Source organism: Halobaculum sp. XH14, from assembly GCF_032116555.1.
GTDB lineage: Archaea > Halobacteriota > Halobacteria > Halobacteriales > Haloferacaceae > Halorarum > Halorarum halobium.
This window is the reverse complement of sequence record NZ_CP134949.1, coordinates 3,043,688-3,068,542: the sequence shown is the minus strand read 5'-3', so window position 1 is coordinate 3,068,542 and position 24,855 is coordinate 3,043,688. Positions and strand designations below refer to the sequence as shown.

The following is a 24,855-nucleotide window of genomic DNA, read 5'->3' as shown; positions in this document are numbered from 1 at the left end:
AACCCACCATGGAACTCGACTCCGCCGTCGTCCTCGCCGCGGGCGAGGGCCAGCGCCTCCGCCCGCTCACCCGTCACCGGCCGAAACCGATGCTTCCGGCCGCGAACCGACCGATCCTCGAGTACGTGCTCGACGCGCTCGTCAACGCCGGCATCGACGACCTCCACGTCGTCGTCGGCTACGAGCGCGACCGGGTCCAGAACCACTTCGGCTCGACCTACCGGGACCGGCCGATCACCTACCACGTCCAGCGCAAGCAGCTCGGCAGCGGCCACGCCCTCCTCCGGGTCCGCGATACCATCGACGAGGACTTCCTCGTCGTCAACGGCGACGAGGTGCTCGCGAACGAGATGATCGACGCCGTCCTCTCGGCCCACACCACCGAGGACGTGGCGACCCTGGCGGTCGTCGAGTCCGAGGAGGCGCCGATGTACGGCGCGGTCGGCCTCGACGGCGACACCGTCACCGAGCTGGTCGAGCGGCCCGACCGCGACGGTTACCGGCTGCTGAACGCCGGCGTGTACGCCTTCGGCCCCTCCGTCTTCTCCGATCTGGAGGCCACGCCGCGGACCGACGGCGAACTCGGGCTCACGGACGCCATCGCGGCCGTCATCGAGCGCGGCGGCCACGTCCGGGGGGTCCACGCGGACGGGCTCCGCTCGGAGGTGACCTACCCGTGGGACCTGCTCGAACTCGCCGGTCGGCTGCTCGAACGCGGGCTGGTCGACGAGCCCGAACGCGGGGACGGGGCGTACCTGGCCGAGAGCGCGCGCGTCCACCCCGACGCGACGCTGTTCGCCCCGGTCGTCGTCGGCCCCGACGCGGTCGTCGAACCCGGCGCGGTCGTCGGCCCCGACGTGGCGCTCGGCCGGAACGCGACCGTCGAGGCGGGCGCGACCGTCCGGCGGAGCGTCGTCGACGACGACACGCGCGTCGGCGCGAACGCGACGCTGGCGGACACGGTGACTGGCCAGGGCGCGGTCGTCGGCGCCGGCGCGACGGTGCCGGCCGGCCCGAGCGACGTCCGCGTCGGCACGCGGATCCACGAGGATCGGCGGCTCGGCTGCGTGCTCGCCGACCGGGCGCATCTGGGCGGGGGCGCGACCGTCGTCCCGGGCTCGCTCGTCGGCCCCGGCGCGCGCGTCGGGCCGGGCGCAGTCGTCGACGGTAACGTCGCGGCGGACGCGGAGGTGACCCGCTGATGTGTGGCATCATCGGCGTCGTCGGCCGGGGCGACGAGACGCTCGACGTCGTGCTCGACGGGCTCTCGACGCTGGAGTACCGCGGCTACGACTCGGCCGGTGTCGCGCTCTCGACGCCGGGACTCGACGTGCAAAAGCGCGCGGGCGAACTGGAGAACCTCCGGGACGCCATCGACGCCGGGGAGACGGCCCCCGCGGGCTCGGTCGGCATCGGCCACACCCGCTGGAGCACCCACGGCCCGCCGACGGACGCGAACGCCCACCCGCACGTCGACGAGTCGGGCGGGGTCGCCGTCGTCCACAACGGCATCATCGAGAACTACCAGGCGCTCCGTGACGAACTGGCGTCCGAGGGCGTGACGTTCGACAGCGACACCGACACCGAGGTCGTCCCCCACCTCGTCTCCCGCGCGCTCGGGGACGGCCTCGACCCCGAGGCCGCGGTCAGGAACGCGCTCGACCGCATCGAGGGGAGCTACGCCATCGCGGTCGTGCTCGCCGACGAGGAGCGCGTGTTCGCCGCGCGGAACGACTCGCCGCTCGTGCTCGGCGTGGGAGAGGACGCCACGTACCTCGGCAGCGACGTGCCGGCGTTCCTCGAACACACGCGCGACGTCGTCTACCTCGACGACGGCGAGTTCGCGGTGCTCGACCCTGACGGCTGGCGCGTGACCGACGCGGACGGGACCCCCGTCGAGAAGTCCGTGACGACCGTCGACTGGAGCGCCGAACAGACCGGCAAGAGCGGCTACGACCACTTCATGCTGAAGGAGATCAACGAGCAGCCGACCGCGCTCCGGCAGGGGCTCAGCGGCCGGCTGGACGAGCTCGCGGGCCGGGTCACCGTCGACCAGCTCGACGGGCTGTCGACGCCCGGCCGGATCCAGTTCGTCGCCTGTGGCACCTCCTACCACGCGGCGCTGTTCGGCGTCGAGGCGCTCCGCTCGGCGGGCATCCCGGCCCAGGCGTTCCTCGCCAGCGAGTACGCGACCGGGCCGGCGCCCGTGACCGACGACACGCTCGTCGTCGGCGTCACCCAGAGCGGCGAGACCGCCGACACGCTCTCGGCGCTCCGGGAGGCCGACGCGCGGGGCGCGGAGACGCTGGCGCTCACGAACGTCGTCGACTCGACGGCCGCCCGGGAGTGTGACCACGTCCTCTACATCCGCTCGGGGCCCGAGATCGGCGTCGCGGCGACGAAGACGTTCTCCTCACAGCTCGTCGCGCTCTCGCTGTTCACGGCCGAACTCGCCGAGCGCGACGGCGCGGACTCCCGGGAGCTGGTGGCGGCGCTGCGTGACCTCCCGAACCACCTCCAGCACGTCCTCGACGAGTCGAACGCCGAGGCCGTCGTGGACGAGTACCTCGGCTCGGAGTCGTACTTCTTCATCGGGCGCGGGTCGGCCTACCCCGTCGCGCTGGAGGGTGCGCTGAAGTTCAAGGAGATCACCTACGAGCACGCCGAGGGGTTCGCGGCGGGCGAGCTGAAACACGGGACGCTCGCGCTCGTGACCGACGAGACGCCCGTGTTCGCCGTGGTGACGGGCGACGACGAGCGGGCGAGAAAGACCATCGGGAACGTGAAGGAGGTCGAGGCGCGCGACGCGCCGGTCGTCGCGGTCACGGACGGGGCCTCGGACGTCGAGCGCTACGCAGACGCCGTGCTGTCGGTGCCGGAGACGCACCCGCGGACCGCGCCGGTGCTGGCGAACGCACAGCTCCAGCTCGTCGCCTACCACATGGCGAACCGCCTCGGCCGCAGCATCGACCGGCCGCGCAACCTCGCCAAGAGCGTCACGGTCGAATGACGGCCGGTCGGATGACGCGGCCGCCGCGGGCGTCGCGCGAGCCACAACGGATTTGCGTCCGGCGGACGCGGTAGCTCCCATGCAGACTGTCCTCCTGGCGGCCGGCGAAGGGACGCGAATGCGGCCGCTGACCGCGAGCCGCCCCAAGCCGATGCTCCCCGTCGCCGACCGTCCGCTCGTCGCCCACGCCGCGGCGGCCGCGGTTTCCGCCGGCGCGTCGCGGCTCGTGCTCGTCGTCGGCTACGAGTCGGCGCCGGTCCGCGAGTTCTTCGGCGACGAGTTCGCCGGGGTGCCCGTCGAGTACGCCGAGCAGACCGACCAGCGCGGCACCGCCGACGCCGTCAGGGCCGCTGCACCACGCCTCGATCCCGGGCCGTTCGCCGTCCTGAACGGCGACGCGCTGTACGACGAGGCGTCCCTCGAGACGCTGTACGAGTTCGCCCCGACGGTCGGCTCCTACCGCGTCGATTCCCCCGAGAACTACGGCGTCCTCCACACCGAATCGCGCGACGGGGAGCGCTTCGCGACCGGCGTCACCGAGAAGCCGGCGGACCCGCCCTCGAACCTCGTCAACACCGGCGCGTACGCCTTCCCGGCCGAGGCCCAGGATTGGCTCGACGTCGGGGAGAGCGAGCGGGGCGAACTGGAGCTCACGGACGTGCTCACGCGGGCCTGCGAGCGAGCCGACGTGCGGGTCGTCCCGTTCGAGCGCTGGCTGGACGTGGGCCGACCGTGGGAACTGCTCGAGGCGAACGAGTGGAAGCTCGGCGAACTCGAACGGGACGTCGCCGGCGACGTCCACGGGTCGGCCGACCTCCGCGGGCGCGTCGTCGTCGAGGAGGGCGCGGAGGTGGACGCCGGCGTCGTCATCGAGGGGCCGGCGCTGGTGCGGTCGGGCGCGAGCGTCGGGCCGAACGCGTACGTCCGCGGCTCGACGCTCGTCGGACCGGACGCGAAGGTCGGCCACGCCGTCGAGGTGAAAAACAGCGTGTTCATGCGCGGCGCGACGGCCGGACACCTCTCGTACGTCGGCGACAGCGTGCTCGGACGGGACGTGAACTTCGGCGCGGGGACGACGGTTGCGAACCTCCGGCACGACGACGAGCCGGTCCGCATGCGGGTGAAAGGGGAGTCGACCTCCACGGGTCGCCGGAAGTTCGGGGTCGTCTGCGGGGACGCGGTGAAGACCGGCATCGACACGAAGCTCAACGCCGGCGTCGTGTTGAGCGGCGGCGCGCGGACGAAGCCCGGCGAGTCGGTGCTGCGGGACCGGTAGCCGAGTCGATTCGACCGGATCGGTAGCCGGGGTGGACCCGCCACGGCACGCCCTCGGCAGGGTCATTTTTCCGTGGCGTCCCCGAACCGTCCGATCGATGCCGTTCACCCCGTTCCACCTGGGTCCGGCCCTCCTCCTCGGCGCGCTGCTGTACCGCAGGCTCGACCTCCCGACGCTCCTCCTCGCAAGCGTGGTCGTGGACGTGCGGGCGGCGCTGGTCGTCTACGGCCCGCTCGGGGATCCCGTTCACGGGATCCTGACGACGTTCGTCGGCGGCGGCGCGCTCGCGCTCGTCGTGGCGGGCGTCGTCCTCGCGCTCCCGCAGCCGATCGAGTCGACGCTCGCGCTCGGTCGCCCGGAGCGGGAGCGCCACCGCTCGGCCGTCCTGGCCGGCGCGCTCGTCGGCGTCTCCTCGCACGTCGTCCTCGACTCGCTGCTCTACGCGGACGCCGCGCCGTTCCTCCCGCTCGACTGGAACCCGTTCCTGCTCGACGGCGTGGCGTTCGTCCCGGTCTACGGCGGCTGTGTCCTCGCCGGCTGTCTCGGACTCGGGCTGTTCGTCGGTCGGTCGGCTCGCTCCCCGGGCGGCTGACCCCGCCGTCCGCGAACGGTATCGGAAGGCCCTTGCCACCCGGGCCGGCCACGCTCCGTATGGACCGATCGCTGCTCGTGGCGCTCGTCGTCGGGGCGCTCCAGGGCGTGTTCGAGTGGCTGCCCATCTCCAGCGAGGGGAACATCGCGCTCGCGCTCTCGTTCCTGGGTCGTGCGCCCGACGACGCCGTCGCCTTTGCACTCTTTTTGCATCTCGGGACGGCGCTGTCGGCGACGGCCTACTACCGCGGCGACCTCCGCGAGGTGCTCGGGCTGCTCCCGGCGTGGCGTCCCGCGGAGGCGTTCGAGGGCAAGCAGGCGACCGTGACGTTCCTCGCGGTCGGCACGCTCGTCTCGGGCGTCGTCGGCATCGCCGCCTACGCGACGCTCGACGCGGTCGTCTCGGAGCTCACCGGCGGGCTGTTCGTCGTGCTGGTGGGCGCGCTGCTCGTCCTCACCGGGGTGTTCCAGCGGCTCTCGACGCGCTTGGGCCTCGGCGGGCGCACGGAGCCGGACCTGCTGGACGCGGTCATCGTCGGCCTCGCCCAGGGCGTCGCCATCCTCCCCGGCGTCTCCCGGTCGGGAACCACGACAGGCGTGCTGTTGCTCCGTGGCCACGACGGGCCCGACGCGTTCAGGTTCTCGTTTCTCCTGTCGATTCCCGCGGCCGTGGGCGGCGGGCTGCTCGCGTACCTCGACGCCGGACTCGCGGACGTGACGCTCGCCGCGGCCGCCGTCTCGCTCGCCGCGGCCGCGCTCGTCGGCTATCTCACCATCGACGCGCTGATGCGGGTCGTCGAGCGGGTGTCGTTCTGGGTCGTCTGTGTCGCGCTCGGCGGGCTGGCGATGCTCGGCGGGCTGCTGCTCGTCTAGGGCGCCGGCTGCTGCCGGCTTCGCTCGTCTGCTGCTACTCGGTCGTTGCGCTCGGTGGTCGACCGCTGCTCGACTGCCGGTCCATCGCGGGTCCGTTACCGGTCGGTTACTCGCCGCCTAGGACCGACCTCGCCTGGGGAGCCGCACGTACGCCAGTCGCGGTTCGACCGCGAACCAGAGGCTCGAGAGCGCCGCGCCCAGACAGTTCGCCAGCAGGTCGCCCCACCCGAAGTAGCGGTTCGGCAGCGTCCCCTGGAGCAGTTCGACGAGCGCGCCGAACGCGAGCGCGCCCCCGAGGACGACGGCGACGCGCCGGGACGCGTCGTCGGCACCGACCGTCGCGTACGCGAGCGAGAGCCCCAGCCCGGCGTAGGCGGCAAAGTGGAGCCGCTTGTCCCAGAACGGCGTCGGCTCCGGGGGCGCGGGCGGCACGGCCCCGAGCGAGAAGTGGCCGATGACGCCGAGGACCGCGAGGACGCCGAGCCAGCGGAGCGCTCGCGGGACGAGCGGGAACGGGAGCCGTCGCATCGGCTATGCCGTCCCCGCGGTCGACACGACCGTGCCGTTTCGCACCGCCGACTCGGGCACCTCGACCGTCCCGCCGGCGACGCGGTACTCGCCGGGGTGGGAGACGCGGACGCTGTACGTGCCGTTCGCGCCGGTCGTCGTCTGCCGGACGTAGGTGAACGACGCACCCTCGACCGCGACGTCGGTCCGGAGGGTCACGGTCGCGTTCGACTCCGCGCTCCCCTCGACGACCGCGCCGGGGACGAGTTCGAACACCTTGTACTCGCCGTCGGCCTCGCTGTGGACGAGCCGGTAGTGGACGAGCGCGGGCGTGCTTGCGGTTCGGTTGCCGTCGTGGTCGTGGAGCCGCGCGCCGAGCGAGGATTCGTTCCCGACCACCCCGGGCGTGGTGACGACGTAGCCGGCCCGCCCGTCCAGGCTGTTGTACCACGCCCGCGGCTCCCGTGAGCGCACGAACTCCTCGTAGTTGTTCCGGGCGTAGGCGTACGACTCGGACTCGCCGCTCACGAAGTAGTTGTACATCCGGTTTTGCGGCCAGAAGCTGAACACGTAGCTCTCCGGGTACTCGAGCCCCCGTTCGGCGCCGTCCTCGGCGATCCAGCTCGCCGTCTCGTACTCGCCCTCGGCGACGGTGAGCTGGCTCGTCTTCACGGGCACCTGCACGATGCTCAGGCTCGTGACGAGCAGGAACAGGACGACGAGCGGGCCGAGCGTCTCCCGGCTCGGAACCCGGAGGTCGAGGGAGGTCCGGTCCCCGAACGGGACGGGACGGCGGGCGACGTCGACGCGCTCGGCCAGGTGGACGAACCCGAGGCCGGCGAAGACGACGATGACGGGCGCGAGCTCGCCGACGAAGCGGACCTGTATCGCCGACATGACGAGGAAGTACCAGGCGTAGACGGTCGGCACGAGCCAGCGCCCGTCATCGAGAGCGCGGCGGACGCCCCAGGCCATGTACGGCAGCGCGAGCAGGAGGATGAACCCGAACAGGAGCAGCCACCCCACCGACTCGCCGAACAGGCTCTGGACCTCCGCGATGTCCCGGCGGGCGAGCAGTCGGTCGGTGACGCCCGTGGTGAGCCGGCTCCAGTAGTCGGGCCGAACCGCGGCGAGCGCGGCCGTGCCGGCGACGAGGCCGACGGCCTCGACGCCGGCGAGCGCCGCGGTCGGGACGTCGAACCGGTGGGCGAGTTCGCCGGCGGCGAGCACGCCGACGCCGCCGATGACGACGAGCGTCGGCGCGGAGGCGACCAGCGTCGTGTGCCAGCCGAACCCGGCGTGGCCCGCCCACGCGATTCCCGCGCCGACGGCCGCCCCGAGCAGGACCGGGCCCCCGATCCGGAGCGGGGACTCGCCCGCCCGAACCGCGCGGAGCGCTTCGGCCGACAGAACGAGGCCGAGCGGAGCGAGCAGGAGCGGGCTGTTGTCCCACGCCAGCGTCTGGGCACCCACGCCGACGCCGACGGCGAGCGCCCCGGAGACCGTTCGGGCGGTGATCGGCGGCAGCGGTCCGACGGCGGCCGGCCCGCCGTTCGTGTCCCGTCGCCCGGCGGCGTCCGATCCGCGGGTCGCGTCGGGTCGCCGTGCCGCGTCCGCGACGACGACGATGCCGAGGACGGTCAGGGCGAGCCACGGGTAGTCGAACGGGTGGTGGTCGGCGAACCCGAGGCTCGTCCGGTAGGCGTGGGCCGGCAGCACCGCGAGCAGCAGGACGGCCGCGAGCCCGATCCGGCGGTCGTCCGTGATCGTCTTCGTGAACCAGTAGACGATCCCGGCGGTGACGACCGCGGAGACGACGGGGTACCACGCCATGACGTGGCCCGCGGCCTCGGCGGTGCCCCCGAGCGCGACCGTGGCGAGCCAGAGGGTCGCGACGAGGAGCGGTTCCCCCTTGGCGATGCCGCTCGGGACCGACGAGAGCGTCGTGCCCGGGTCCGAGAGCATCGTCTCGACCCAGTACCGGTAGAAGTACGGGTCGTTCGCCGAGAGGACGACGTCGCCGCCGCGGAAGACGGTCGGGAGCGGGACGAGCCGGAAGGCGACGACGAACAGCAGCGCGCCGACGAGGAGGGCGAGTTCGAGGCGGTCGATCGCCGGGAGCGACACGTCCACGCTCGGCGCGACGTCCCGGGACGCGCTCCCGGCAGTCGCGTCCGCGTCGGCAGCGCCGTCGAGGGCCGCCCTGACGGCCGCCCGGTCGGCGACGCGGTACTCCTCGCCCGCGTGTTCGACGACGCCGTGGGAGACGAGTTCGCCGAACGCGCCCGAGTCGACGTCGACCTCGGCGAACGACCACGGCTCGTCGGGTTCGAGGACGGCCTCGACGGCCGGTTCGAGGTCCGGCCGGTCCTCGAGGAGGTCGCGGATCTCGGGGGCGGTGACCATTACCGTGGGTGTGTGACAGTCGCCTATTCAACCCGTCGTCTCGGGTCGGGTCGGCGGTCGTGGGTCGGCGGCCGTCCCATCAGTCCGCGATCGAATCGAGTTTCCCGAGCAGTTTCGCGTACAGGTCGGGCGCACAGTACCACCCCTCCTCGATCATCCCGTCGATGGTGGCGCGTGCCTCCTCGGGGGCGAGTACGCCTCGTTTCGTGACCGAGAGAACGAGAAACGCGGTCCCGCGCGTCGGGACTCCCTCCGTCGTCGCCACGTCGCGGCCGTATGCCTCGTCCACGACTGCCGTGCCGTCACGGTCGGCTGCACACGAGAGGACCGCCGCGTCCGCATCGCTCAGATTGGGGTTGTCTCGAAGCCGGGAACCGAGCGACGTCTCGGGCGTCGAGACGACCTCCAGTACCCCGTTCTCGACGCAGCGTTCGACGCGTCGAGCGTCGGGATGGCCCCGATCGATGCCGGTCGTGACGACCTCCGAATACACTGGCTCCGGAGTCACGCAGTGCTCGTCCAGATGTTCGATCGTGTCGAGGCGTTCGACGCTCGCCAGATGGATGAGCGGGGTCGCATCGAACACCCACATTCAGAGGTCCTCGAGGTCGGCCGCCAGGTGCTCGTCACCGACCCACGTGACGTCGCGTTCGCGCGCCAGCCGTGCGAAGTCCCAGACGGACATGCCGGCCCGTTCTGCCGCCCTCGAGAACGTCACGTCGCCGGCGGCCAGTTGCTCCAGCGCCCGCTCCCGGCGCCACTCCTCGAGCCCTTCCGCGAGCAGCTTTCTGACCCCGGTGCTCCGGTCCAGCTTCTCGTCGTCGAGGTACGCCTCGAGCTCCGCCTCGAGGTCGTCGGGGACCCGTGCCGAGATCGTTCCCATGGCGTTTACTATGTTTTCATCGTATACAAGGCCACCGATGCCGTGACCCCGGCAGACACGGCCGTTCCGCGAGTCAGTCGTGTCGCTCGTCCGGTCCGGCCGGGTCGCCGCTCCCGACCGGCTCCGGATCGTCGGCCGCTCCGGACTCGCCATCGGCCGCCCCGTGATCGCGCTCCGCCGCTCCCCTCCCGCTTTCGCTCGCTTCCGAATCGCCCTCCTCCGCCGGCGGTTCCGGCGGTTCGAGGAGGCGCACGACGAGCCCGCCGTACCTCGTGTCGGCCGCGCGCTCGCCGAGTTCGACCAGCCGGTCGAGCCAGCGCCTCAGCGTCGACTCGCGCCAGTACGGGAGCGTGCGCTCGACGGCCCAGTCGAGCACCCGAATCGCGGGGCCGACCGTCCACGTCTCCCGCAGGTCGATGACGACGACCTCCGGCTCGGGCTCCTTCGTGAGCCACCGGTAGAGGAACGCGTTCCGGACGGTCGCCGAGAGCCGGTCGGCAGCGCGCCTCGTTCGGGACCCCTCCCGGAAGGGGCCACGCAGCGTCGCGGCGACCCGCGACCCGCCGAGGAGCCGTGCGAGCGTGCCGTCGGATGGGTCCTGGTTCCGTGTCGTGTCGGTCATTGGCGTGAGCTCGGGGTGTGGGTGATCACGTCGAGACGACGGTCGCCGAGACGGTGACGCTGCCCAGATCGAGGACGACGGTGCTCCCCTGCTGGACGCTGCGGCCCTTGAACGTGAGCCCGGTCGACGTCTCCCGGACCGCGAGCTCGGCCGTGAGGGTGAGGTCCTGGTTCACGGGGTGCTCGCGCTCGTAGATGTTCCCGTCGTCGCTGGTGAGGACGACCGTGGCGTTGTCGCGCTCGACGTCCGTGACGCGCGCGAGGGTGTCGCCGTTCGCCGTCTCGGTCATCCCGGCGCGGACGCTGTCCGCGAGTTGGGGCGGGAGATCACGGAGCTGCAGGGTGACGGTTCGGGTCGCGGGGTCGCCGCGCGGCTCGGTCGCGCCGACCCGCTGGATGGTCCCCGAGAGCGAGTAGTCCGCCGTGCGGAAGGGGACCGAGTTGCCCTCCCTCAGGTCCCTGCCGGCGAACCTGGCCCCGTCGCCCGTCTCGTGTGCGTCGAGCGTCAGTCCGAGGAGGACGCGCTTCCGGTCGGGGTTGCCGGTGCCGTAGACGTGGACCGACCGGACGGTGCCGACGGTCCGCTGCCGGAGCGTGTACTCGTCGCCCGTCCGGATGCCGGAGGCGGTCTCGGAATCGACGGTCGCCGCGAGCAGGACCTCGCGCTCCGCGGTGGGGATGGTCGGACCGCTGCCCAGCGCCGTGATGGTGCCGCTCACCTGGTAGGTGGGGGTGACGACGTCGAGGCTGCGGCCGAGGCGGGGCGGCGCGTCGGCGTAGGTGATGGTCTCGCCGTTGTCGGTGGTCGCGGTCTCCCCGACGAGTTCGACCCGCAGGAGCACGGCCGTGTCACCGTTCCCGCGCGGCTGGAGCGAGACGTCGGTGATCGTGAGGTTGGTGTTGGCCGCAGGCTCGTAGCTGTCGCCCTCGTTGAGCTGTGCGACGATGAAGTCGGGCTGGGTCCCGAGGTCGAGGGTCGCGTGGGTGCTCGAACGGTCGGGCGGTTCCGGTTCCGGATCGGGCTGGAGGACGAACGTCGCGCCGGCCACGACGACGGCGAGCACGAGCAGGACGGCGAGCGCGTCGACGACGTTGACGACGCCGAAGAGGTCGCCCTCGTCGTCGATCAGATCCATGGCGGGTCACCGGAGACGATCATTTTCGGGTACGACTCCCGTGGGTGACTAATTCGTTGCGACTTCCGCGCACGCCCGTCGACACCCCCACCGCCGCGCCGACCCGTGGTTGGCTGTCCATACTGAAGTGGATCCGACCCGAACGGTGCGTACCGACTTCCATGGACAGGCGACGGTTCCTACAGGCGCTCGGCGCGACCGGGGTGGCGACGGCGACCGCCGGCTGTGGCGGGCTGTTGCCGGACGAGGACCGGACCACCACGGAGCCGCCGGCCGACCGCTCACCCGCCAGCTCGCCGACCGCCGACGCGACCGAGACGCCCGCGGCCGCCGGGGAGTACGCCGACCGCTTCGAGACGGTGGTCGACCTCTCGGCCGTCGGGGCCGACACGGACGCGGAGCGGTCGGTCGTCCCGCTGCTCGAGGAGCACCTGGCCGACGACACGCTGGTGTACCTTCCGAAGGGGCGCTACCTGGTGGACGACACCGTCCGGCACCTCTCGTTCGACAACGTCGGCCTCGTCGGCGACGGCGCGGTCATCGTCCCCCCGGAGGGGTTCGACGACCCGTTCTTCGACTTCGGCCGCGCCGGGCAGGCCTCGAACCTGCTGATCGACGGGCTCGCGTTTGACTTCCGCGCGGCCGACGCCGGCTCCCGGCCGGTGAGCGCGCTGGTTGACGACGGACTGCTCATCCGCGACTTGACCGTGGCCGGCACCCAGAGTCTCGGCAGCGGAATGTTGCGGACCGACGTAACCAGCCCGGAGGGGAAAGGGCTCGTCGAACGGCTTCGGCTCCCCGACGGGGCCGTGCGGGACACCTCCTCGAACGGCTGTCTCGTCGGCGACGACCACCGCGGCGAACTCCGCTTTGCGGACTGCCTGATCGTCGGCTTTCCCGACAACGGCCTCTACGCGGACCCCCTCCGCGGTCGGGTTGAGGTCGTCGGCGGCTACTACGCGAACTCCGACATCTCGAACGTCCGGGTCGGCAACGACAGCGTCGTCCGCGGCGTCCACGTCCGGAACGACGCCGCGCCGGACGGGTACGAGAACATGCGCGGCATCCGACTCACGCACGGGGACGGCGTGCGGGTCGAGGACTGCACGATCGAACTCCGGACGGTGTCCGGGAGCGGGGGCGCGATCACGCTCGGGGACCGGCTGGTCTCGGGGACGGTCCGGGACACCGACATCCGGGTCGACGCCGACGGGATCAACGGGATCAGGGCCAAGCCGCCCCTGGGCGACACCCCGACGGGCGGGACGATCACGTTCGACTCGGTCACGATCCGCGGGTCGGCCGCGACGAGGAGCGCGATGGAGATCAGCGGCCGGAGCGACTGCGTGATCGACGACTGCTCCATCGTTCAGTCGGGCAGGGACCGCAACGGCGTCCGGTTCGTCTCGGACTCCGGGGGGACGATCCGGAACACGCGGTTCGACGTGACCGGCACGCCGATCGTGACCGGCACGCAGTCCTCGGTCCGGGTCGTCGACTCGTTCCCCGCGGGGCTGAACACCGACGACTCCGACCCGCCCGCCGACGGGAACCGGCGGTAAGGACCGGCTACCGGCCCCACGCCGGTTCGGCACCCGGAAACTGAAACGACGATCGAAGTCATAGTTTCCGTTAAGTATCGGAGGGGTCCGGGTACGGACGGGGATGGCACACCTCCCTCGATCCGGCTTCGTTCCCCCCTTCCCCACCTGAAGTCGGACCTGCTACTCCCCCTTTCTCGACCGGTCGAGCGGGCCGTCGCGGGTCGCCTCCAACAGCGGCGTCTGATCCAGTAGCTGGTGCGGGTCGTGCTCGGGGTGCTCCATGGCCTCGGAACGAACTCGATAAGTGTAGCTCTACCGTTATGTATCTCTTCCGGGACCACGTCGGGCTCGGGCAGCGAGTGCCGGTCCGGGCCGTCCTCCGTTCAGTGTTGGTGCTGGCGCGGGAGGCGGAACTCCCGGTGTGCCGGTTCCCGCGACGCGACACGTGTCGAGTAGCGGACACTCGGACACGAGGGACGGCCGCCCGAGGGCGTGCCGCGATCGGTCGGTGGCCGACCGACGAGTCGCGGACGGGGCGGAGCCGAGAGGGACGGTCCCTACGCCCTCCGCCGAACGACGAACGCGACGGAGAGGAGCGCGAGGAGCGTGACGGCACCCCCGAACCCGGGACCCTCGGTGTTCGTCGACCGTTGGTCCGCGTCGGTAGTGCCGACGCTCGACGGCTGCGTTCCCGTCGGCGTCGGTGACTCGGTCAGGATTGTACCGCCGTCGGGTGTCGACGCGCCACCGGGGTCGTCGGCGGAGCCGTTCCCCGCGCCGACCGCGAACACCGAGAAGCCCGGGGTGGTCGCCTCGTAGACGACCCGCCCGTCCGTCGTTTCGACGGCCGCAGTCTCCAGCGCCTCCCACTCCCCGTCGTCCTCGTCGAACCGGTGGAGGACGACGTTCTCGCGGTCGAGTTCGTCCCCTTCGAGCCGGTCGGCCTCGACCGCGAAGCGGACCGTCGCCGAGTCGAGACGCTGGCTATCGTCCCCGTCCTCGCCCGTGGCGGTCAGCTCGAAGTAAGCGAGTGCCTCGGACGCGGAAGCACCGCCTTCCGGCCTGAAGCCGCTCGTCCCCGCCGGCCGCTCGGACAGCGAGTCGGCGGTAAACGTGACGTCGCTCCCGCCCCGGTCGAGCGAGAGGTCGACCCGCGTGATCGCGGTGCCGCTCGCGTCGTCTCGAACGAGGTCGCCGAGTTCGACTCGGACCGTCCCCGTGGCACCGTCCGAGACGGTCGCGGTGGCGTGGCCGTCGGTGTCCATCTCGGCGGCCACCGTCGCCACGTCGTCCGGCTCGCCGGAGGAAGCCGACCCGTCGTCGTCGCCGGCGGAACCACCGTCGTCGTCGGAGCCGCCGCCACCGGTCGCTCGGGTGGCGTCGATCGAGTTCGAGACCGTCTCGTCCGCGGTTCGGACCCCGAGCACGTACGTCCCCGGCTCGCCGATTGCGTCCTCGAACGTGACGACCGTCGCGTTCCCGGCGTCCGGCGAGACGGTCGCCGAGTCGACGACGGTGCCGTTGCGGCGGTACTCCACGGTCGCGTTTCCGCCGTCGGCGCCGAGGTTCGTCACCGTGGCGGTCACGGTGAAGCGGTCGTCCTCCTCGACCGTGCCGGGCGAACCGAGCGCGTCGACGGCGACGTACGTCGACACCCGTCCGAGCGCGAGGTCCGCCGTGACGGTCCGGTTGGAGTCGACGGTGGCGTTCGTCGCGCCCGCCGTCCGGAACGGGGCGTCCGGCTGGGCGGTCACCGCGTAGTCGCTGCCCGTCCCCGGAACCGTGACCGCGTACGCGCCGTCGACGTCGGTCTCGGCGCGGTACGTTCCGTTTCCGTCCCCGACGGTGACGGTCGCGTTCGCGACGGGTTCGCCGGTGACGTCGTCGGTGACGGTTCCGGCGACCGTGGCGTCGCCGACGAGTTCGGCGTCGACGCCGACGGAGTCGCCCCCGCCGACGGTGCCGACCGCCTCGCTCGCGGACAGGTAACCGTCGGCCGCGACCGCCAGTTCGTAGTCGGCCCCCGTACCGGGGACGGCGCGCGAGAAGGTCCCGTTCGCGTCGGTCGCGTGTTCGAACGTGACGGACGCGCCGTCCGCGGTCCGCGTGAGTCGCAGGTCGGCGTCCTCGATGCCGTGGGTGCCGACGGCCCGCGCGTCGAGGACGGTCGCGTCGAGCGTGGCGTCGCCGGCGAGCGCGGCGTCGATTCCGGTGACGGCCGCGCCCTCGAACACGGTCACGGGCGTGTGGGCCGTCGCGTTCGGCTCGTATCCGTTCGCGTCGGCGACGATGGCGTACGCGTCGCCGGTCCCGGGGACGCCGTCGATGGTGTACGTGCCGTCGACGGCGGTCCGTGCGGTGTACGTTCCGCCGGGGTTCGCGGCCGTCACAGTGGCGTTCCCGAGCGGGGTGTCGAAGAGCGCTCCGTCGACGGTCCCGCTGATCGAAGCGTTGCCCGTCAGCGTTCGCGTCCCGAGGTCCGTCGCGTCACCGTCGTGGACCGCGACGTCCGCCGTCGTCTCGCCGTGATAGCCGTCGGCGTCGACGGTCACCTCGTAATCGCCCGCTGGCACGTCCGCGAGCGCGAACGACCCGTCCGCGCCGGTCGTCGCGTCGTACGGCCCGTACGTGCCGTTCCCGACGGTGACGGTCGCGTCCGCGATCGGCTCGCCGGTCACGTCGTCGGTGACGGTGCCCTCGACCGAACCGATACCCACGACCTGGACGGTCGTGGCGTCGTCGTCGTAGGCGGACGCGACGGTCAGCGCGTGCGTGCCCGAGGATACGTCCTCCGGAGTCCATTCGAGGGTGACAGTCCGGTTCTCCCCCGGAGCGAGCGCCAGTTCGGCCGATCGGTTCACCGTCTCGCCGCCGGCGGCCAGCCTCACCCGTCCGTCCGAGGTCGCGTCACCGACGTTCTCGACGGTCACGGTCACCGCGAGCGGACGGCCCTCGACGACCTCGCCGTCGGCCTCGACGTGCTCGATGGCGAGCGGGCCGACGGGTGCGAGCCCCTGGGACCGGAGTTGCGGGTAGCCGGTGGAGAGCTGCCAGGTGGTCTCGAAGTCGAACCCGGACATGGTCTGAAGCGGTGCGACGCCGGTCAGTTGGTCGGTGGTGAGTCCGATTGCGTCGTCGGCGGAGGTTGACTGGTTCGTCGCGTCCACGTCCCAGTAGGCGTCGGTGACCGTCGAATACGAACCCGCGCTCCCGAGGAGACCGCCAACCTGGGAGTCGCCGGAAACGTCGCCGATCGCGTAGGAGTTCTCGACTGTTCCTGCATTCGCGAGGGAGCCAACGAGTCCGCCCACCTCTTCGGCCCCGCTGACGGTGCTTGCGGCGTGGGAATCAGTTACCGTTGCCGATGAATCCGCGTTGCCACCGAGCCCGCCCACGTCCTCGGTTCCACTGACGGTCCCCGAAACAGCCGATGCGTCCACCGTCCCCGAGTGATAGCCGACGATGCCACCCACGTTTTCGGTGCCGCTGACGTTCGCAGACACCGACAGGTTGGTCACCGAACCGAAGAGGTCGCCGGCGAGTCCGCCGACCGACTCGTCGCCGGTAACGGTCGCGTCACGTATCGTGGCGTTCGAGACGTGACCGTTCATGAAGCCGAACAACCCGACGTTGCTCCCTGCAGGCCGGTCGATGGTCATCTCCGTGATCGTGTGCCCGTCACCGTCGAGGGTCCCCGTGAAACTGGCGGCGAGGCTGTCGCCGACCGGGTCGAACCCCTTCCCGTCGTTCCATTCGGCAGTCCCGCTCGCGTCGACGTCCTCGACGAGTTGATAGTCGGCCGACCGGTCCCGATTCATCGCCTGCAACTCGTAGGCGTTCGAGATCTCGTACGGGTTCGCCTCGGTCCCCTCGCCGTCGAGTTCGGGCCACAGTTCGAGGGAGACCGTCTCGTCGCCATCGACGGTGAATGTCGCGGAGTCGTTGATCTGCGGGTTCTCGATCGCGTCGGCGGTCACGTTAGCGGAGACGGTCACCTCGCTCCCGTCGAACACCTCGACGGTGTACGAGCCCGTGGCGTCGGTCTGGACCGTTTTCGCCCTTCCGGAGGCGTACTCGACCACCACCGTCTCGTCGTCGAGCGCATCGCCCGACACGCCGTCGGTGACCGTCCCGGAGAGCGTGTTGAGCGTCTTCACCTCGACGGTCGCGCTGGCCGCGCCGCCGGCCGGTGACGTGACGAGGACCTCGTACTCGCCGGGCGCGGTGTCTGCGGGCACGAGGCCCTCGATGCTGACCGTCTCGTTCGCGCCCGCGGCGAGCGTCACCGACTTCGTGGCGATCGGGGTGCCGTCGAACGAGAGGGTCACGTCCTTCGCCCCGTCGGCGGCACCGACGTTCTCGACGGTCGCGTTCGCGGCGAGCGTCCGGTTCGCGGCGACGGTGGCCGGTGGCTCGACGGTCGTCACCGCGAAGACGGGTTCCGCCCGGGCGTCGTTCCAGCGGAGGTGGGGATAGCCGGTCGTCGGCCCCCAGGCTGTTTCGAAGTCCAGGGCCATGTTCTCGGTGGCGTTCGCGCCGGTCATGTTCGCGGTCGTGAGCCCGGTCGCGTTGCCGGCGGAGGCGATCCGGCCCGTCGCGTTCACGTCCCAGTAGACGTCGGTAGTCGAGCCGTAGGACGAAATATATCCGATGGCCCCGCCGACCGATGCGTTGCCGGTCACGGTCCCGGTCGCGTACGATCGGGAGGTCTCGTACGCGTAACCGATCAGGCCGCCGACTTCTTCGTCGCCGGTTACGTTCCCGCTGGCCCGCGTGTTCGTGATTTCTCCCGCGGCTGCCGCCCCGACGAGCCCGCCAACGCTGTCGGCGTCCGGTGCCGTCACGTCGCCGGTGGCGCTCACGTTCGACAGGACCGGTTCGATGTTCCCACCGAATCCGCCGACGTATCCGGTGGCCCCGTCACCGATTACGTCGCCGCTCGCCCACGAGTTGGTGACGGACGGGTATCCCTGAGACTGCCCGATCAGTCCGCCGATATCACTACTGGTTCCCGTCACGGTTCCGCTCGCCCACGAGCGATCGATCGCCCCGTGGGTACTCTGCTCGCCGACGAGTCCACCAACCGCTCTCGAACCGTTCACGTTCGCCGTGGCGGAGACGTTCGTGACGGGGGCCTCCAAATCGCCAACTAATCCGCCGACTGGAGTGGTTCCACGAACCGATCCGCTCACCGTCGCGTTCGTGATCGCTCCCTCGTTAATCCCAACCAGGCCACCGACGCGGTTGTCTCCGACGACCGACGCATTCGCGAGCGCGACGTCGTGGATGGTCCCGTTCGTCGTACCGAACAGTCCGACGTTGTTCTCTCCGGGGCGATCGATCGCCAGTTTCTCGACGGCGTGATCGTCGCCATCGAAGGTCCCCGAGAAAATCACGTCGTTATCGCCGGCGATCGGGTCGAAGCCCGCGCCGTCGTTCCACGCAGCAGTTCCGCTCGCGTCTACGTCGGAGACGAGCGTGTAGTTCGCCGAGAGGTCCTGGCTCATCGCCTGAAGTTCGTAGGCGTTCCCGATCTCGTACGGCGACTGTTCGGTTCCATCGCCGTCGAGTTCCGCCCACAGCGTCAGGTTCGCGGTCGTGTTCCCGACGATGGTCGTCCCGTTCGTCGCCGTGATCTCGACGTCACCCTCGGCTCCCACGACGGTCGCCGTCGCGCCGGCCTCGACGGTCGCGTTGTCGTGAGCCTGGCCCTCGTAGTAGCCGCTGGCGTTCGTAGTAGCGACGACAACACCGTCGACGAGTACGTCGACGCCCGAGAGTTTCTCGCCGCTCACGCCGTCAGTGAGCGTGCCCGAGAGCGTCCGGTACCCGTTGACCGCGACCGCCGCGGTCGCGTTATCGTCGGGCGTGGTCGCGTTCAGGTCGACCGTGCCGGTGTCGGCGTCAGCGGGAATCGTGTACTCCACGGTAATCGTCCTACGCTCGCCCGCGGCGAGCGTCACCGATTCGTCGGTTAGCTCGGTGCCGTCGAACGAGAGCGTGACGTTCCCGGTCCCCTCGACGTTACCGACGTTCGCGACGGTCGCCTCGAACGAGTACGTCTCGTCGGCGTTCACGTCGGCCGGGCCGTCGACGCTCTCGACCTGGAAACCCGACCCGAGCGCGGTGATCGACGCCGAATCGGACAGGCCGCCCCCGGAAGCGATCACGGTGTCAGTCCCGTAGGTGTCAGCGGTGACGGTCCCGTCGTCGACCGAGACGTTGCCCTCGGTGGTGTAGTTCGAGGTGGCCGTCGCGGTCGCCTGTGTGCCGTCGGCTAACGTGACGTCGACCGTCGCCTCGGTTGTGTTCCCCACGTCGATTTCGTCGTCGGCGAGTGCGAGGTCGTATGACTCGACCTGCCAGCCGAGCACCGGATACGTGTCCTCGTCCTCGACTGCGAGCCAGGTCGTCTCGTGGTCGAGGCCGTCCATGTGCTTAGTGGCGTTCGCGCCGGTCATCTGAGCGGGCGTGAGACCAGTTGCTCCCGTAGCGGCACCGGAAGTGGTAGCGTTCGCCGCCGTGCTCGCGTTCCAGTAGACGTTCGTCATTTCACTGACTAATTCACCGGCGATACCGCCGACGTCGCTGCCGTTAACGGACCCTGTGGCGTAGGAGTTGGAAATGCTGGCTGCTTCGCTCCCGACGAAACCTCCGGCCCAGTTGTTACTCTCTACCGTTCCGGTGGCGTAGGAGTTCGAAATCTCCACGGCATCGGTGCCAATAAGCCCACCAGCATAGCTCTCACCGCTCACGTTCCCCGTCGTGTATGACTCGTTGATGGAAACCATTCCGTCGCTATCACCGATCAATCCACCAGCGTAATTTCCGCCGTCAGTGCGCACATCGCCGGTTGCAGCCGAGCGGCTAACGTTTCCATCTTCGAGCTCACCAACGAGCCCGCCAGCTCTGTTGACCTGTTTACCGTCCGGCGGCCGTACGGTTCCAGTCGCCGAGACGTTGGTGAGTTCCGCTCGATCTAGGGACCCGGCAAATCCGCCGGCGCTAGCTCCAATGCCAACAACATCACCGGTTGCCCGAGAGTCCTTGATCGTCGCTGGACCCCTCCAGATTCCGACGACCCCACCACTGCTATACGTAATCTCGTCGGTGGTCACGTCGACGGTTGAACTGACGTTGTTGAGTTCGAGAGACATCGGGTTATTCGAGTCAAACCAACCGCCGACGAGGCCGCCTTGTAAATGACCTGTACTAACAGAACCTGACGCATCAATCGAAGACGCGTCGAGGCCAGCAGTTACTCCGACTAGTCCGCCAGTCGCGGTGATATCTCCAACGTCATCGAGCGACGCCCCAGTCACGTCGAGGTCGACGAGCGAGACGTTCGAGACCGTCGGATCGCTTGCCGCACCGAACAGTCCGACGGCCAGTTCGTTAGAGCGGTTGATCGAGAGGCCCGTTATCGACCGGTCTTGCCCGTCGAGGGACCCCGCGAACATGGTCGCTGGGTCCGGATCAGTAAGGTCGTCCGTCGTCCCGACCGGATCGAACCCCTTCCCGCCGTTCCAGTCGGCCGCCCCGCTCGCGTTCACGTCGTCGACGAGTACGTAGTGCCCCGAGAGGTCCTGACTCATCGCCTGCAACTCGCGGGCGTTCCCGATCTGATACGGATCGTCCTCCGTCCCCGATCCGGGCAGTTCGGGATACAGTTCGAGGTCGAGCGTCGTCGGGCCGTCGACGGTCGTCGCGTTCGACCCGTTGATCTCGACGGACTCCTCGACCCCGGCGACGGTCGCGGTCGCCGAGACCGTGACCGCCGAGGCGTTCAGCACCGTCACCGAGTACGTGCCGCTGGCGTCGGTCTGGACGGTCCGGGTGCGCTCGCCGTCGTCCACCGTCACGGTCACGCCCGGGAGCGCGTCGCCGGTCGCGCCGTCGGTCAGCGTCCCCGACAGCGTCTCGTTGCCGTCGACCGAGACCGTCCGCTCCGCGCTGTCGTTCGCCGTCGAGACGGTGGCGACGAGCGATCCGGTGTCCGCGCCGGACGGCACGTCGTACGAGAGCGTGACCGTCTCGTTCGCGCCCGCCGCAAGCGAAACCGTCTCGTCGTCCACGTTCGTCCCGTTCACGGCGAGGCTGACGGGCGTTCCCCCGGCGTCGTCGCCGACGTTCTCGACCGTCGCTTCGACCGTCAGGGTCCCGCCGGCGTCGACCGGCCCGTTCGTCGAGACGGTCGTCACCGAGAGGGTCGCGCCGTTGCCGGCCGCGGCCGCGACCCCGGCCAAGGGTGCCGTCCCGGCGACCGTGACGCTCCCGAGCAGGACGACCACCACGACGGCGAGCGAGAGGACCCGCCTCATCGGTCGGCCGCGTCCGGGGCGGTTGCGGGCGACTGTGCGCGTTCGTGCTGGTGAGCGGACCCGGTCGCGGGGGCGAGCGGCCCGCGTCGCCGGACGGGAGGACGCCGGGACGGTGCGGCGATCATTACGCGACTCCTCCGAAAACGACCGGTTATAACCATCGATGGGCTGATAGGTTTTCGGTGAACGGGCGGTTCACCGACGAACAGCCGGTTTACAAGTGAACCATTATAACGATCGGACGGCGAGGTGGCCCATGGAACCGCCGGACGACGACCGGCCGCGCTCGATCCTCCGACGGAAACGGCTGCTCGCCGCCTGCCGCGACGACGCGCTCTCCCGGAAACAGCTCACCGAGCGGACGGACCTCTCCCGGACGACCGTGTACCGCGCGACCGTGGCCCTCGAGGAGGGTGGCCTGCTGGAGAACACCGGCGAGGGCTATCGGACGACGAGCCTCGGTGCGGCGTTGCTGGCGGCCGGCCGGACGTACGAGACGGCCGTCGAGAGCATCGGCCGACTCGAGCCGTTGCTGGAGCTCGTCGACCACCCGGCGCTCGTCGAGCACGCGCACCTGTTCACGGGCGCGGAGGTCGTCGTCGCGGATGCGTCCAACCCCTACCGCGTCGTCGACCACGTGATCGACCGGTTCGGTGAGACGAGCGGGTCCCGCGGCACGATCGTCAGCACGACCGCGGTCGAGGCGCTGCAACGCGCGACCCCCGCCCTCGAGGACAGAGGCCACATCGAGCGGGTGTTCGCCGCGAGCGCCCTGGAGTCCCACGAGACGGTCGGCGGCGAGGCGTTCCGGGCGGTGACGGCGAACGAGAACCTCTCGATCCTCGCCGCCCCCGACGCCGACGTCCCGTTCTCGTTCGCGATCGACGACGCGGACGTCAGCGTCGTGGGCCACGACCCCGCGACGGGGCTGCCGACCGTCCACGTCGAATCGGACCGGCCCGCCGCGAGAGCGTGGCTCGAAGCCCTCTACGAGCGATGTCGGGCGGCCGCCGAGCCGATCTGACGCCTACGCGAGTCCGACGCCCTCGGCCAACAGTTCGTGGGACCGGAGCGCGTCCTCGTGGGTCCCGTGGATGTGCTGGATCATCACCTCGTCGACGCCGACCCGATCCGTGAACTGCTCCAGCAGGTCGGGGAGCGTCTCCGGGCTCCCGGAGACCGCCCGCGGCCACTCGTCGCCGTCGAGCGTCGCGGGCGTCGGGTCCGGGACCCCGCCGAGTTCGTCGACGGCCTCCTCGACGGACGGTCTCGTGCCGACGACGCCCCGTTGCATCCGCCTGTACGACGCTTCGGCCACGGCCCGGAGCCGCGCGGCCCCCTCGTCGGTCTCCGCACAGACCGCGTTCACGGCGAGCATCCCCTGCGGCTCGTCGACGCCGCCCGCCGGCGACGACCGGAACTCCTCGCGGTACGTCTCGAACGACCGGGTCGCCAGCCCCGGCCGGATGAACGCGGCAAAACAGTACGGCAACCCGAGCTCGCCGGCGATCCGCGCGCTCGACGGGCTCGACCCGAGCACCCACGGCATCGGCGCGTCCTCGCCCGAACGTGGGATCTGCAGGTCGCCGTAGGGGTGATCCGCCGGGTAGTCGTCGGCGAGGTGGTTCACGACGGCTTCGATCTTCTCCGCGTGGTCCTCGTCGGGACTCTGCACGTGGCGGTCGGTCCCGAGCGCGCGGTCGGCGGCGGGCGACCCGTTCGCCCGCCCGAGCCCTGCGTCGATTCGGCCCGGCGCGAGCGCGTCGAGCGCGCCGAACTGTTCGGCGACCTTGAACGGGCTGTAGTGGTTGAGCAGCACCGCGCCGGACCCGAGCCGGATCGAGTCCGTCTCGGCCGCGAGGTGCCCGAGCAGCACTTCGGGAGCGACCCCGGCGATGGAGCCGGCCATGCCGTGGTGCTCGGCCACCCAGAACCGCGAGTAGCCGAGCCCTTCGGCCTGCCGGGCGACCTCCACGGTGTCTGCGTACGCGTCGCTCGCGGTCCCGCCGGCCGGAACAGGGGACAGGTCGACGGCGGAGAGATCCATGTCCGGGTTCGGTGGCTGCGATGGTTAACGGTTTGGTTAGTCGACCCGTCGGTCCGAGCGATTCCGAACGACCCCGCGTGCCGGTGCCGCGGAACGGACACCCCGAGAAGGCGACGTTAGCCGGCTCGGTCCGGCTCGTCGCGTCGCCGTTCGGCACTGATCGAGTGGTCAGCTTTCCGCCGGAGGAACTCTCCATCAGGTTCCCGCCCCGGCGTTGATCGCCCCCGGACGCGGGGCCCTCGTCGGCTCCCGAGCGCGCCCGCCCGTGAAGTGCCGAAGCGACCGCCGTTTTTGGCCGACCTAATAACCGAAACGACTATGTGTATTTAGGCGGGCCTAAACCGCATGGAACGAGACTCCGAACGGGGCGGGCGGCTGACACGCAGGGACTCCGTGAAGTACGGCGGGGCGGTCCTCGGCGGCGGGCTCCTCGCGGGCTGTGCGGGCGAGACGGGGGCGGGAACGTCGCCGACGGCGGCTGACACGACGGAGCCGACCGGGGAGTCCACGACGACCGGGGATGGGTCCTACGCGGTCACGATGGCGCCGGTCGGCGAGGTCACGTTCGACTGGGTGCCCGAGCGGTGGATCGCCTACGACGGCGGGTACGCCGACATGGGGGTCGCGCTCGGGCAGGCGTCCGGGATGACCGGGATCGGCGGGGCGGATCGGTACTACACGGACGTCTACGACGAACTGCCCGGGGTGAGCCTCGAACGGGACCGGATCGAGGCGAACCCCGAGGTCCGGACCAAGGAACAGTTCTACGAACTCGACAACGACGTCCACCTGTACGACCCGGGGATGCTCATCAACTGGTTCGACTGGGATCAGTCGGACGTCGACGAGATCGCCGGGAACGTCGCCCCGTTCGTCGGCAACCTGATCTTCCGTCGCTCCGACGACTGGCACGACTACCGGTACTACACGCTCTACCAGGCGTTCGAGAAGATCGCCGAGGTGTTCCAGGAGCGCGAGCGATACGAGGCGTTCAAGCAGCTTCACGACGAGTTCATCGCGGAGATACGGACGCGACTCCCGCCGGCGGACGAGCGGCCCGACGTGTTCCTCACCTTCGAGGGGACCACCGAGCCGGAGACGTTCTCGCCGTACCGACTCACCGACGAGGGGACGAGCAAGAAGCAGTGGCGCGATCTCGGCGTCACCGACGCGCTCGCGGGGACCGACATCGAGAACCTCAGCACGACCAACCGCGGCGAACTCGACTACGAGACGCTGCTCGAGATCGACCCGGACGTGCTGCTCATCCGCGGCCACGAGCGAAAGACGGCGTCCGAGTTCCGCGACACGGTGCTCGCGTTCATGGAGGACCACGCCGTCGCCAGCGAACTCGCGGCCGTCCGGAACGGGCGCGTCTACCGCGGCGGCTACCTCAACCAGGGGCCGATCCACAACCTGTTCCTGACCGAACGCGCGGCAAAGCAGCTGTTTCCCGAGGAGTTCGGCGACGTGGCCGGCGACGACGAACTGTTCGACCGAGGGCGCGTCGCGGACATCGTCAACGGGGAGGTCTGACCGATGGGCAACACAGTTCCCTCGCGGTGAACGCGTGCGCCTGCGTCCCCGGCCGCCGTTGACCGGTCTCGAACGGACACGAACTATCCACACTCGAACGACAC

16 protein-coding genes are annotated in these 24,855 nt (G+C 70.5%); 8 read left to right on the top strand and 8 right to left on the bottom strand.

The features are described 5' to 3' along the window. Positions 1 to 8 precede the first annotated feature (8 nt). The 5 genes from RJT50_RS15530 to RJT50_RS15510 all read left to right on the top strand — a co-directional run bounded on the left by RJT50_RS15530 (position 9) and on the right by RJT50_RS15510 (position 5,750). Positions 9 to 1,202 carry a sugar phosphate nucleotidyltransferase gene (locus RJT50_RS15530; RefSeq protein WP_313692514.1) on the top strand — a complete coding sequence of 398 codons (1,194 nt, stop codon included), beginning with the start codon at positions 9 to 11 and terminating at the stop codon, positions 1,200 to 1,202. Then, positions 1,202 to 3,010, top strand: a complete 1,809-nt coding sequence (glmS, locus tag RJT50_RS15525) for a glutamine--fructose-6-phosphate transaminase (isomerizing) (RefSeq protein WP_313692513.1) — start codon at positions 1,202 to 1,204, stop codon at positions 3,008 to 3,010. The genes RJT50_RS15530 and glmS overlap by 1 nt, the downstream gene beginning before the upstream one ends. A gap of 79 nt (positions 3,011 to 3,089) precedes the next feature. After that, positions 3,090 to 4,286 carry a bifunctional sugar-1-phosphate nucleotidylyltransferase/acetyltransferase gene (glmU, locus tag RJT50_RS15520; protein ID WP_313692512.1) on the top strand — a complete coding sequence of 399 codons (1,197 nt, stop codon included), beginning with the start codon at positions 3,090 to 3,092 and terminating at the stop codon, positions 4,284 to 4,286. A 97-nt stretch (positions 4,287 to 4,383) separates the two neighbouring features. Further along, complete coding sequence (locus tag RJT50_RS15515) at positions 4,384 to 4,878, top strand: hypothetical protein (RefSeq protein ID WP_313692511.1); 495 nt, start codon at positions 4,384 to 4,386, stop codon at positions 4,876 to 4,878. A 59-nt stretch (positions 4,879 to 4,937) separates the two neighbouring features. After that, positions 4,938 to 5,750 carry an undecaprenyl-diphosphate phosphatase gene (locus tag RJT50_RS15510; RefSeq protein WP_313692509.1) on the top strand — a complete coding sequence of 271 codons (813 nt, stop codon included), beginning with the start codon at positions 4,938 to 4,940 and terminating at the stop codon, positions 5,748 to 5,750. Positions 5,751 to 5,867: 117 nt separating this feature from the next. Here RJT50_RS15510 and RJT50_RS15505 read toward each other — a convergent pair whose 3' ends face one another. From RJT50_RS15505 to RJT50_RS15480, 6 genes are all read right to left on the bottom strand, one after another. Beyond that, positions 5,868 to 6,278, bottom strand: a complete 411-nt coding sequence (locus tag RJT50_RS15505; RefSeq protein ID WP_313692508.1) for a VanZ family protein — start codon at positions 6,276 to 6,278, stop codon at positions 5,868 to 5,870. A 3-nt stretch (positions 6,279 to 6,281) separates the two neighbouring features. After that, on the bottom strand, positions 6,282 to 8,663 hold the full coding sequence (locus RJT50_RS15500) for an STT3 domain-containing protein (protein WP_313692507.1): 2,382 nt from the start codon (positions 8,661 to 8,663) through the stop codon (positions 6,282 to 6,284). 79 nt (positions 8,664 to 8,742) lie between these two features. Beyond that, positions 8,743 to 9,255 carry a PIN domain-containing protein gene (locus RJT50_RS15495; RefSeq protein WP_313692505.1) on the bottom strand — a complete coding sequence of 171 codons (513 nt, stop codon included), beginning with the start codon at positions 9,253 to 9,255 and terminating at the stop codon, positions 8,743 to 8,745. After that, complete coding sequence (locus tag RJT50_RS15490; protein WP_313692503.1) at positions 9,256 to 9,546, bottom strand: UPF0175 family protein; 291 nt, start codon at positions 9,544 to 9,546, stop codon at positions 9,256 to 9,258. It abuts the gene before it with no gap. A gap of 73 nt (positions 9,547 to 9,619) precedes the next feature. Beyond that, on the bottom strand, positions 9,620 to 10,168 hold the full coding sequence (locus RJT50_RS15485; RefSeq protein WP_313692502.1) for a hypothetical protein: 549 nt from the start codon (positions 10,166 to 10,168) through the stop codon (positions 9,620 to 9,622). 25 nt (positions 10,169 to 10,193) lie between these two features. Then, complete coding sequence (locus tag RJT50_RS15480) at positions 10,194 to 11,303, bottom strand: DUF4330 family protein (protein WP_313692501.1); 1,110 nt, start codon at positions 11,301 to 11,303, stop codon at positions 10,194 to 10,196. A 161-nt stretch (positions 11,304 to 11,464) separates the two neighbouring features. Between RJT50_RS15480 and RJT50_RS15475 the strand changes: the two genes are divergently transcribed. Then, on the top strand, positions 11,465 to 12,865 hold the full coding sequence (locus RJT50_RS15475; RefSeq protein WP_313692499.1) for a twin-arginine translocation signal domain-containing protein: 1,401 nt from the start codon (positions 11,465 to 11,467) through the stop codon (positions 12,863 to 12,865). A 539-nt stretch (positions 12,866 to 13,404) separates the two neighbouring features. Here RJT50_RS15475 and RJT50_RS15470 read toward each other — a convergent pair. Further along, positions 13,405 to 21,168: a beta strand repeat-containing protein gene (locus tag RJT50_RS15470; RefSeq protein WP_313692498.1), complete on the bottom strand. Its 7,764-nt coding sequence runs from the start codon at positions 21,166 to 21,168 to the stop codon at positions 13,405 to 13,407. A 256-nt stretch (positions 21,169 to 21,424) separates the two neighbouring features. Here RJT50_RS15470 and RJT50_RS15465 point away from each other — a divergent pair, with 256 nt between their 5' ends. Then, entirely contained in the window at positions 21,425 to 22,192 is a 768-nt protein-coding gene (locus tag RJT50_RS15465) for a helix-turn-helix transcriptional regulator (protein WP_313692497.1), read from the top strand. Between the two features lie 3 nt (positions 22,193 to 22,195). On the opposite strand, the gene RJT50_RS15460 is transcribed toward RJT50_RS15465, so the two are convergent. Beyond that, on the bottom strand, positions 22,196 to 23,215 hold the full coding sequence (locus RJT50_RS15460) for an LLM class flavin-dependent oxidoreductase (RefSeq protein WP_313692495.1): 1,020 nt from the start codon (positions 23,213 to 23,215) through the stop codon (positions 22,196 to 22,198). A 345-nt stretch (positions 23,216 to 23,560) separates the two neighbouring features. On the opposite strand from RJT50_RS15460, the gene RJT50_RS15455 reads away from it, so the two are divergent. Next, on the top strand, positions 23,561 to 24,751 hold the full coding sequence (locus tag RJT50_RS15455) for an ABC transporter substrate-binding protein (RefSeq protein WP_313692494.1): 1,191 nt from the start codon (positions 23,561 to 23,563) through the stop codon (positions 24,749 to 24,751). Positions 24,752 to 24,855 lie beyond the last annotated feature (104 nt).

Excerpts from the sequence above, each read along its gene's own strand:
- RJT50_RS15530 (WP_313692514.1), top strand. The coding sequence starts at position 9 with ATGGAACTCGACTCCGCCGTCGTCCTCGCCGCGGGCGAGGGCCAGCGC.
- glmS (WP_313692513.1), top strand. The coding sequence starts at position 1,202 with ATGTGTGGCATCATCGGCGTCGTCGGCCGGGGCGACGAGACGCTCGAC.
- glmU (WP_313692512.1), top strand. The coding sequence starts at position 3,090 with ATGCAGACTGTCCTCCTGGCGGCCGGCGAAGGGACGCGAATGCGGCCG.
- RJT50_RS15515 (WP_313692511.1), top strand. The coding sequence starts at position 4,384 with ATGCCGTTCACCCCGTTCCACCTGGGTCCGGCCCTCCTCCTCGGCGCG.
- RJT50_RS15510 (WP_313692509.1), top strand. The coding sequence starts at position 4,938 with ATGGACCGATCGCTGCTCGTGGCGCTCGTCGTCGGGGCGCTCCAGGGC.
- RJT50_RS15505 (WP_313692508.1), bottom strand. The coding sequence starts at position 6,278 with ATGCGACGGCTCCCGTTCCCGCTCGTCCCGCGAGCGCTCCGCTGGCTC.
- RJT50_RS15500 (WP_313692507.1), bottom strand. The coding sequence starts at position 8,663 with ATGGTCACCGCCCCCGAGATCCGCGACCTCCTCGAGGACCGGCCGGAC.
- RJT50_RS15495 (WP_313692505.1), bottom strand. The coding sequence starts at position 9,255 with ATGTGGGTGTTCGATGCGACCCCGCTCATCCATCTGGCGAGCGTCGAA.
- RJT50_RS15490 (WP_313692503.1), bottom strand. The coding sequence starts at position 9,546 with ATGGGAACGATCTCGGCACGGGTCCCCGACGACCTCGAGGCGGAGCTC.
- RJT50_RS15485 (WP_313692502.1), bottom strand. The coding sequence starts at position 10,168 with ATGACCGACACGACACGGAACCAGGACCCATCCGACGGCACGCTCGCA.
- RJT50_RS15480 (WP_313692501.1), bottom strand. The coding sequence starts at position 11,303 with ATGGATCTGATCGACGACGAGGGCGACCTCTTCGGCGTCGTCAACGTC.
- RJT50_RS15475 (WP_313692499.1), top strand. The coding sequence starts at position 11,465 with ATGGACAGGCGACGGTTCCTACAGGCGCTCGGCGCGACCGGGGTGGCG.
- RJT50_RS15470 (WP_313692498.1), bottom strand. The coding sequence starts at position 21,168 with ATGAGGCGGGTCCTCTCGCTCGCCGTCGTGGTGGTCGTCCTGCTCGGG.
- RJT50_RS15465 (WP_313692497.1), top strand. The coding sequence starts at position 21,425 with ATGGAACCGCCGGACGACGACCGGCCGCGCTCGATCCTCCGACGGAAA.
- RJT50_RS15460 (WP_313692495.1), bottom strand. The coding sequence starts at position 23,215 with ATGGATCTCTCCGCCGTCGACCTGTCCCCTGTTCCGGCCGGCGGGACC.
- RJT50_RS15455 (WP_313692494.1), top strand. The coding sequence starts at position 23,561 with ATGGAACGAGACTCCGAACGGGGCGGGCGGCTGACACGCAGGGACTCC.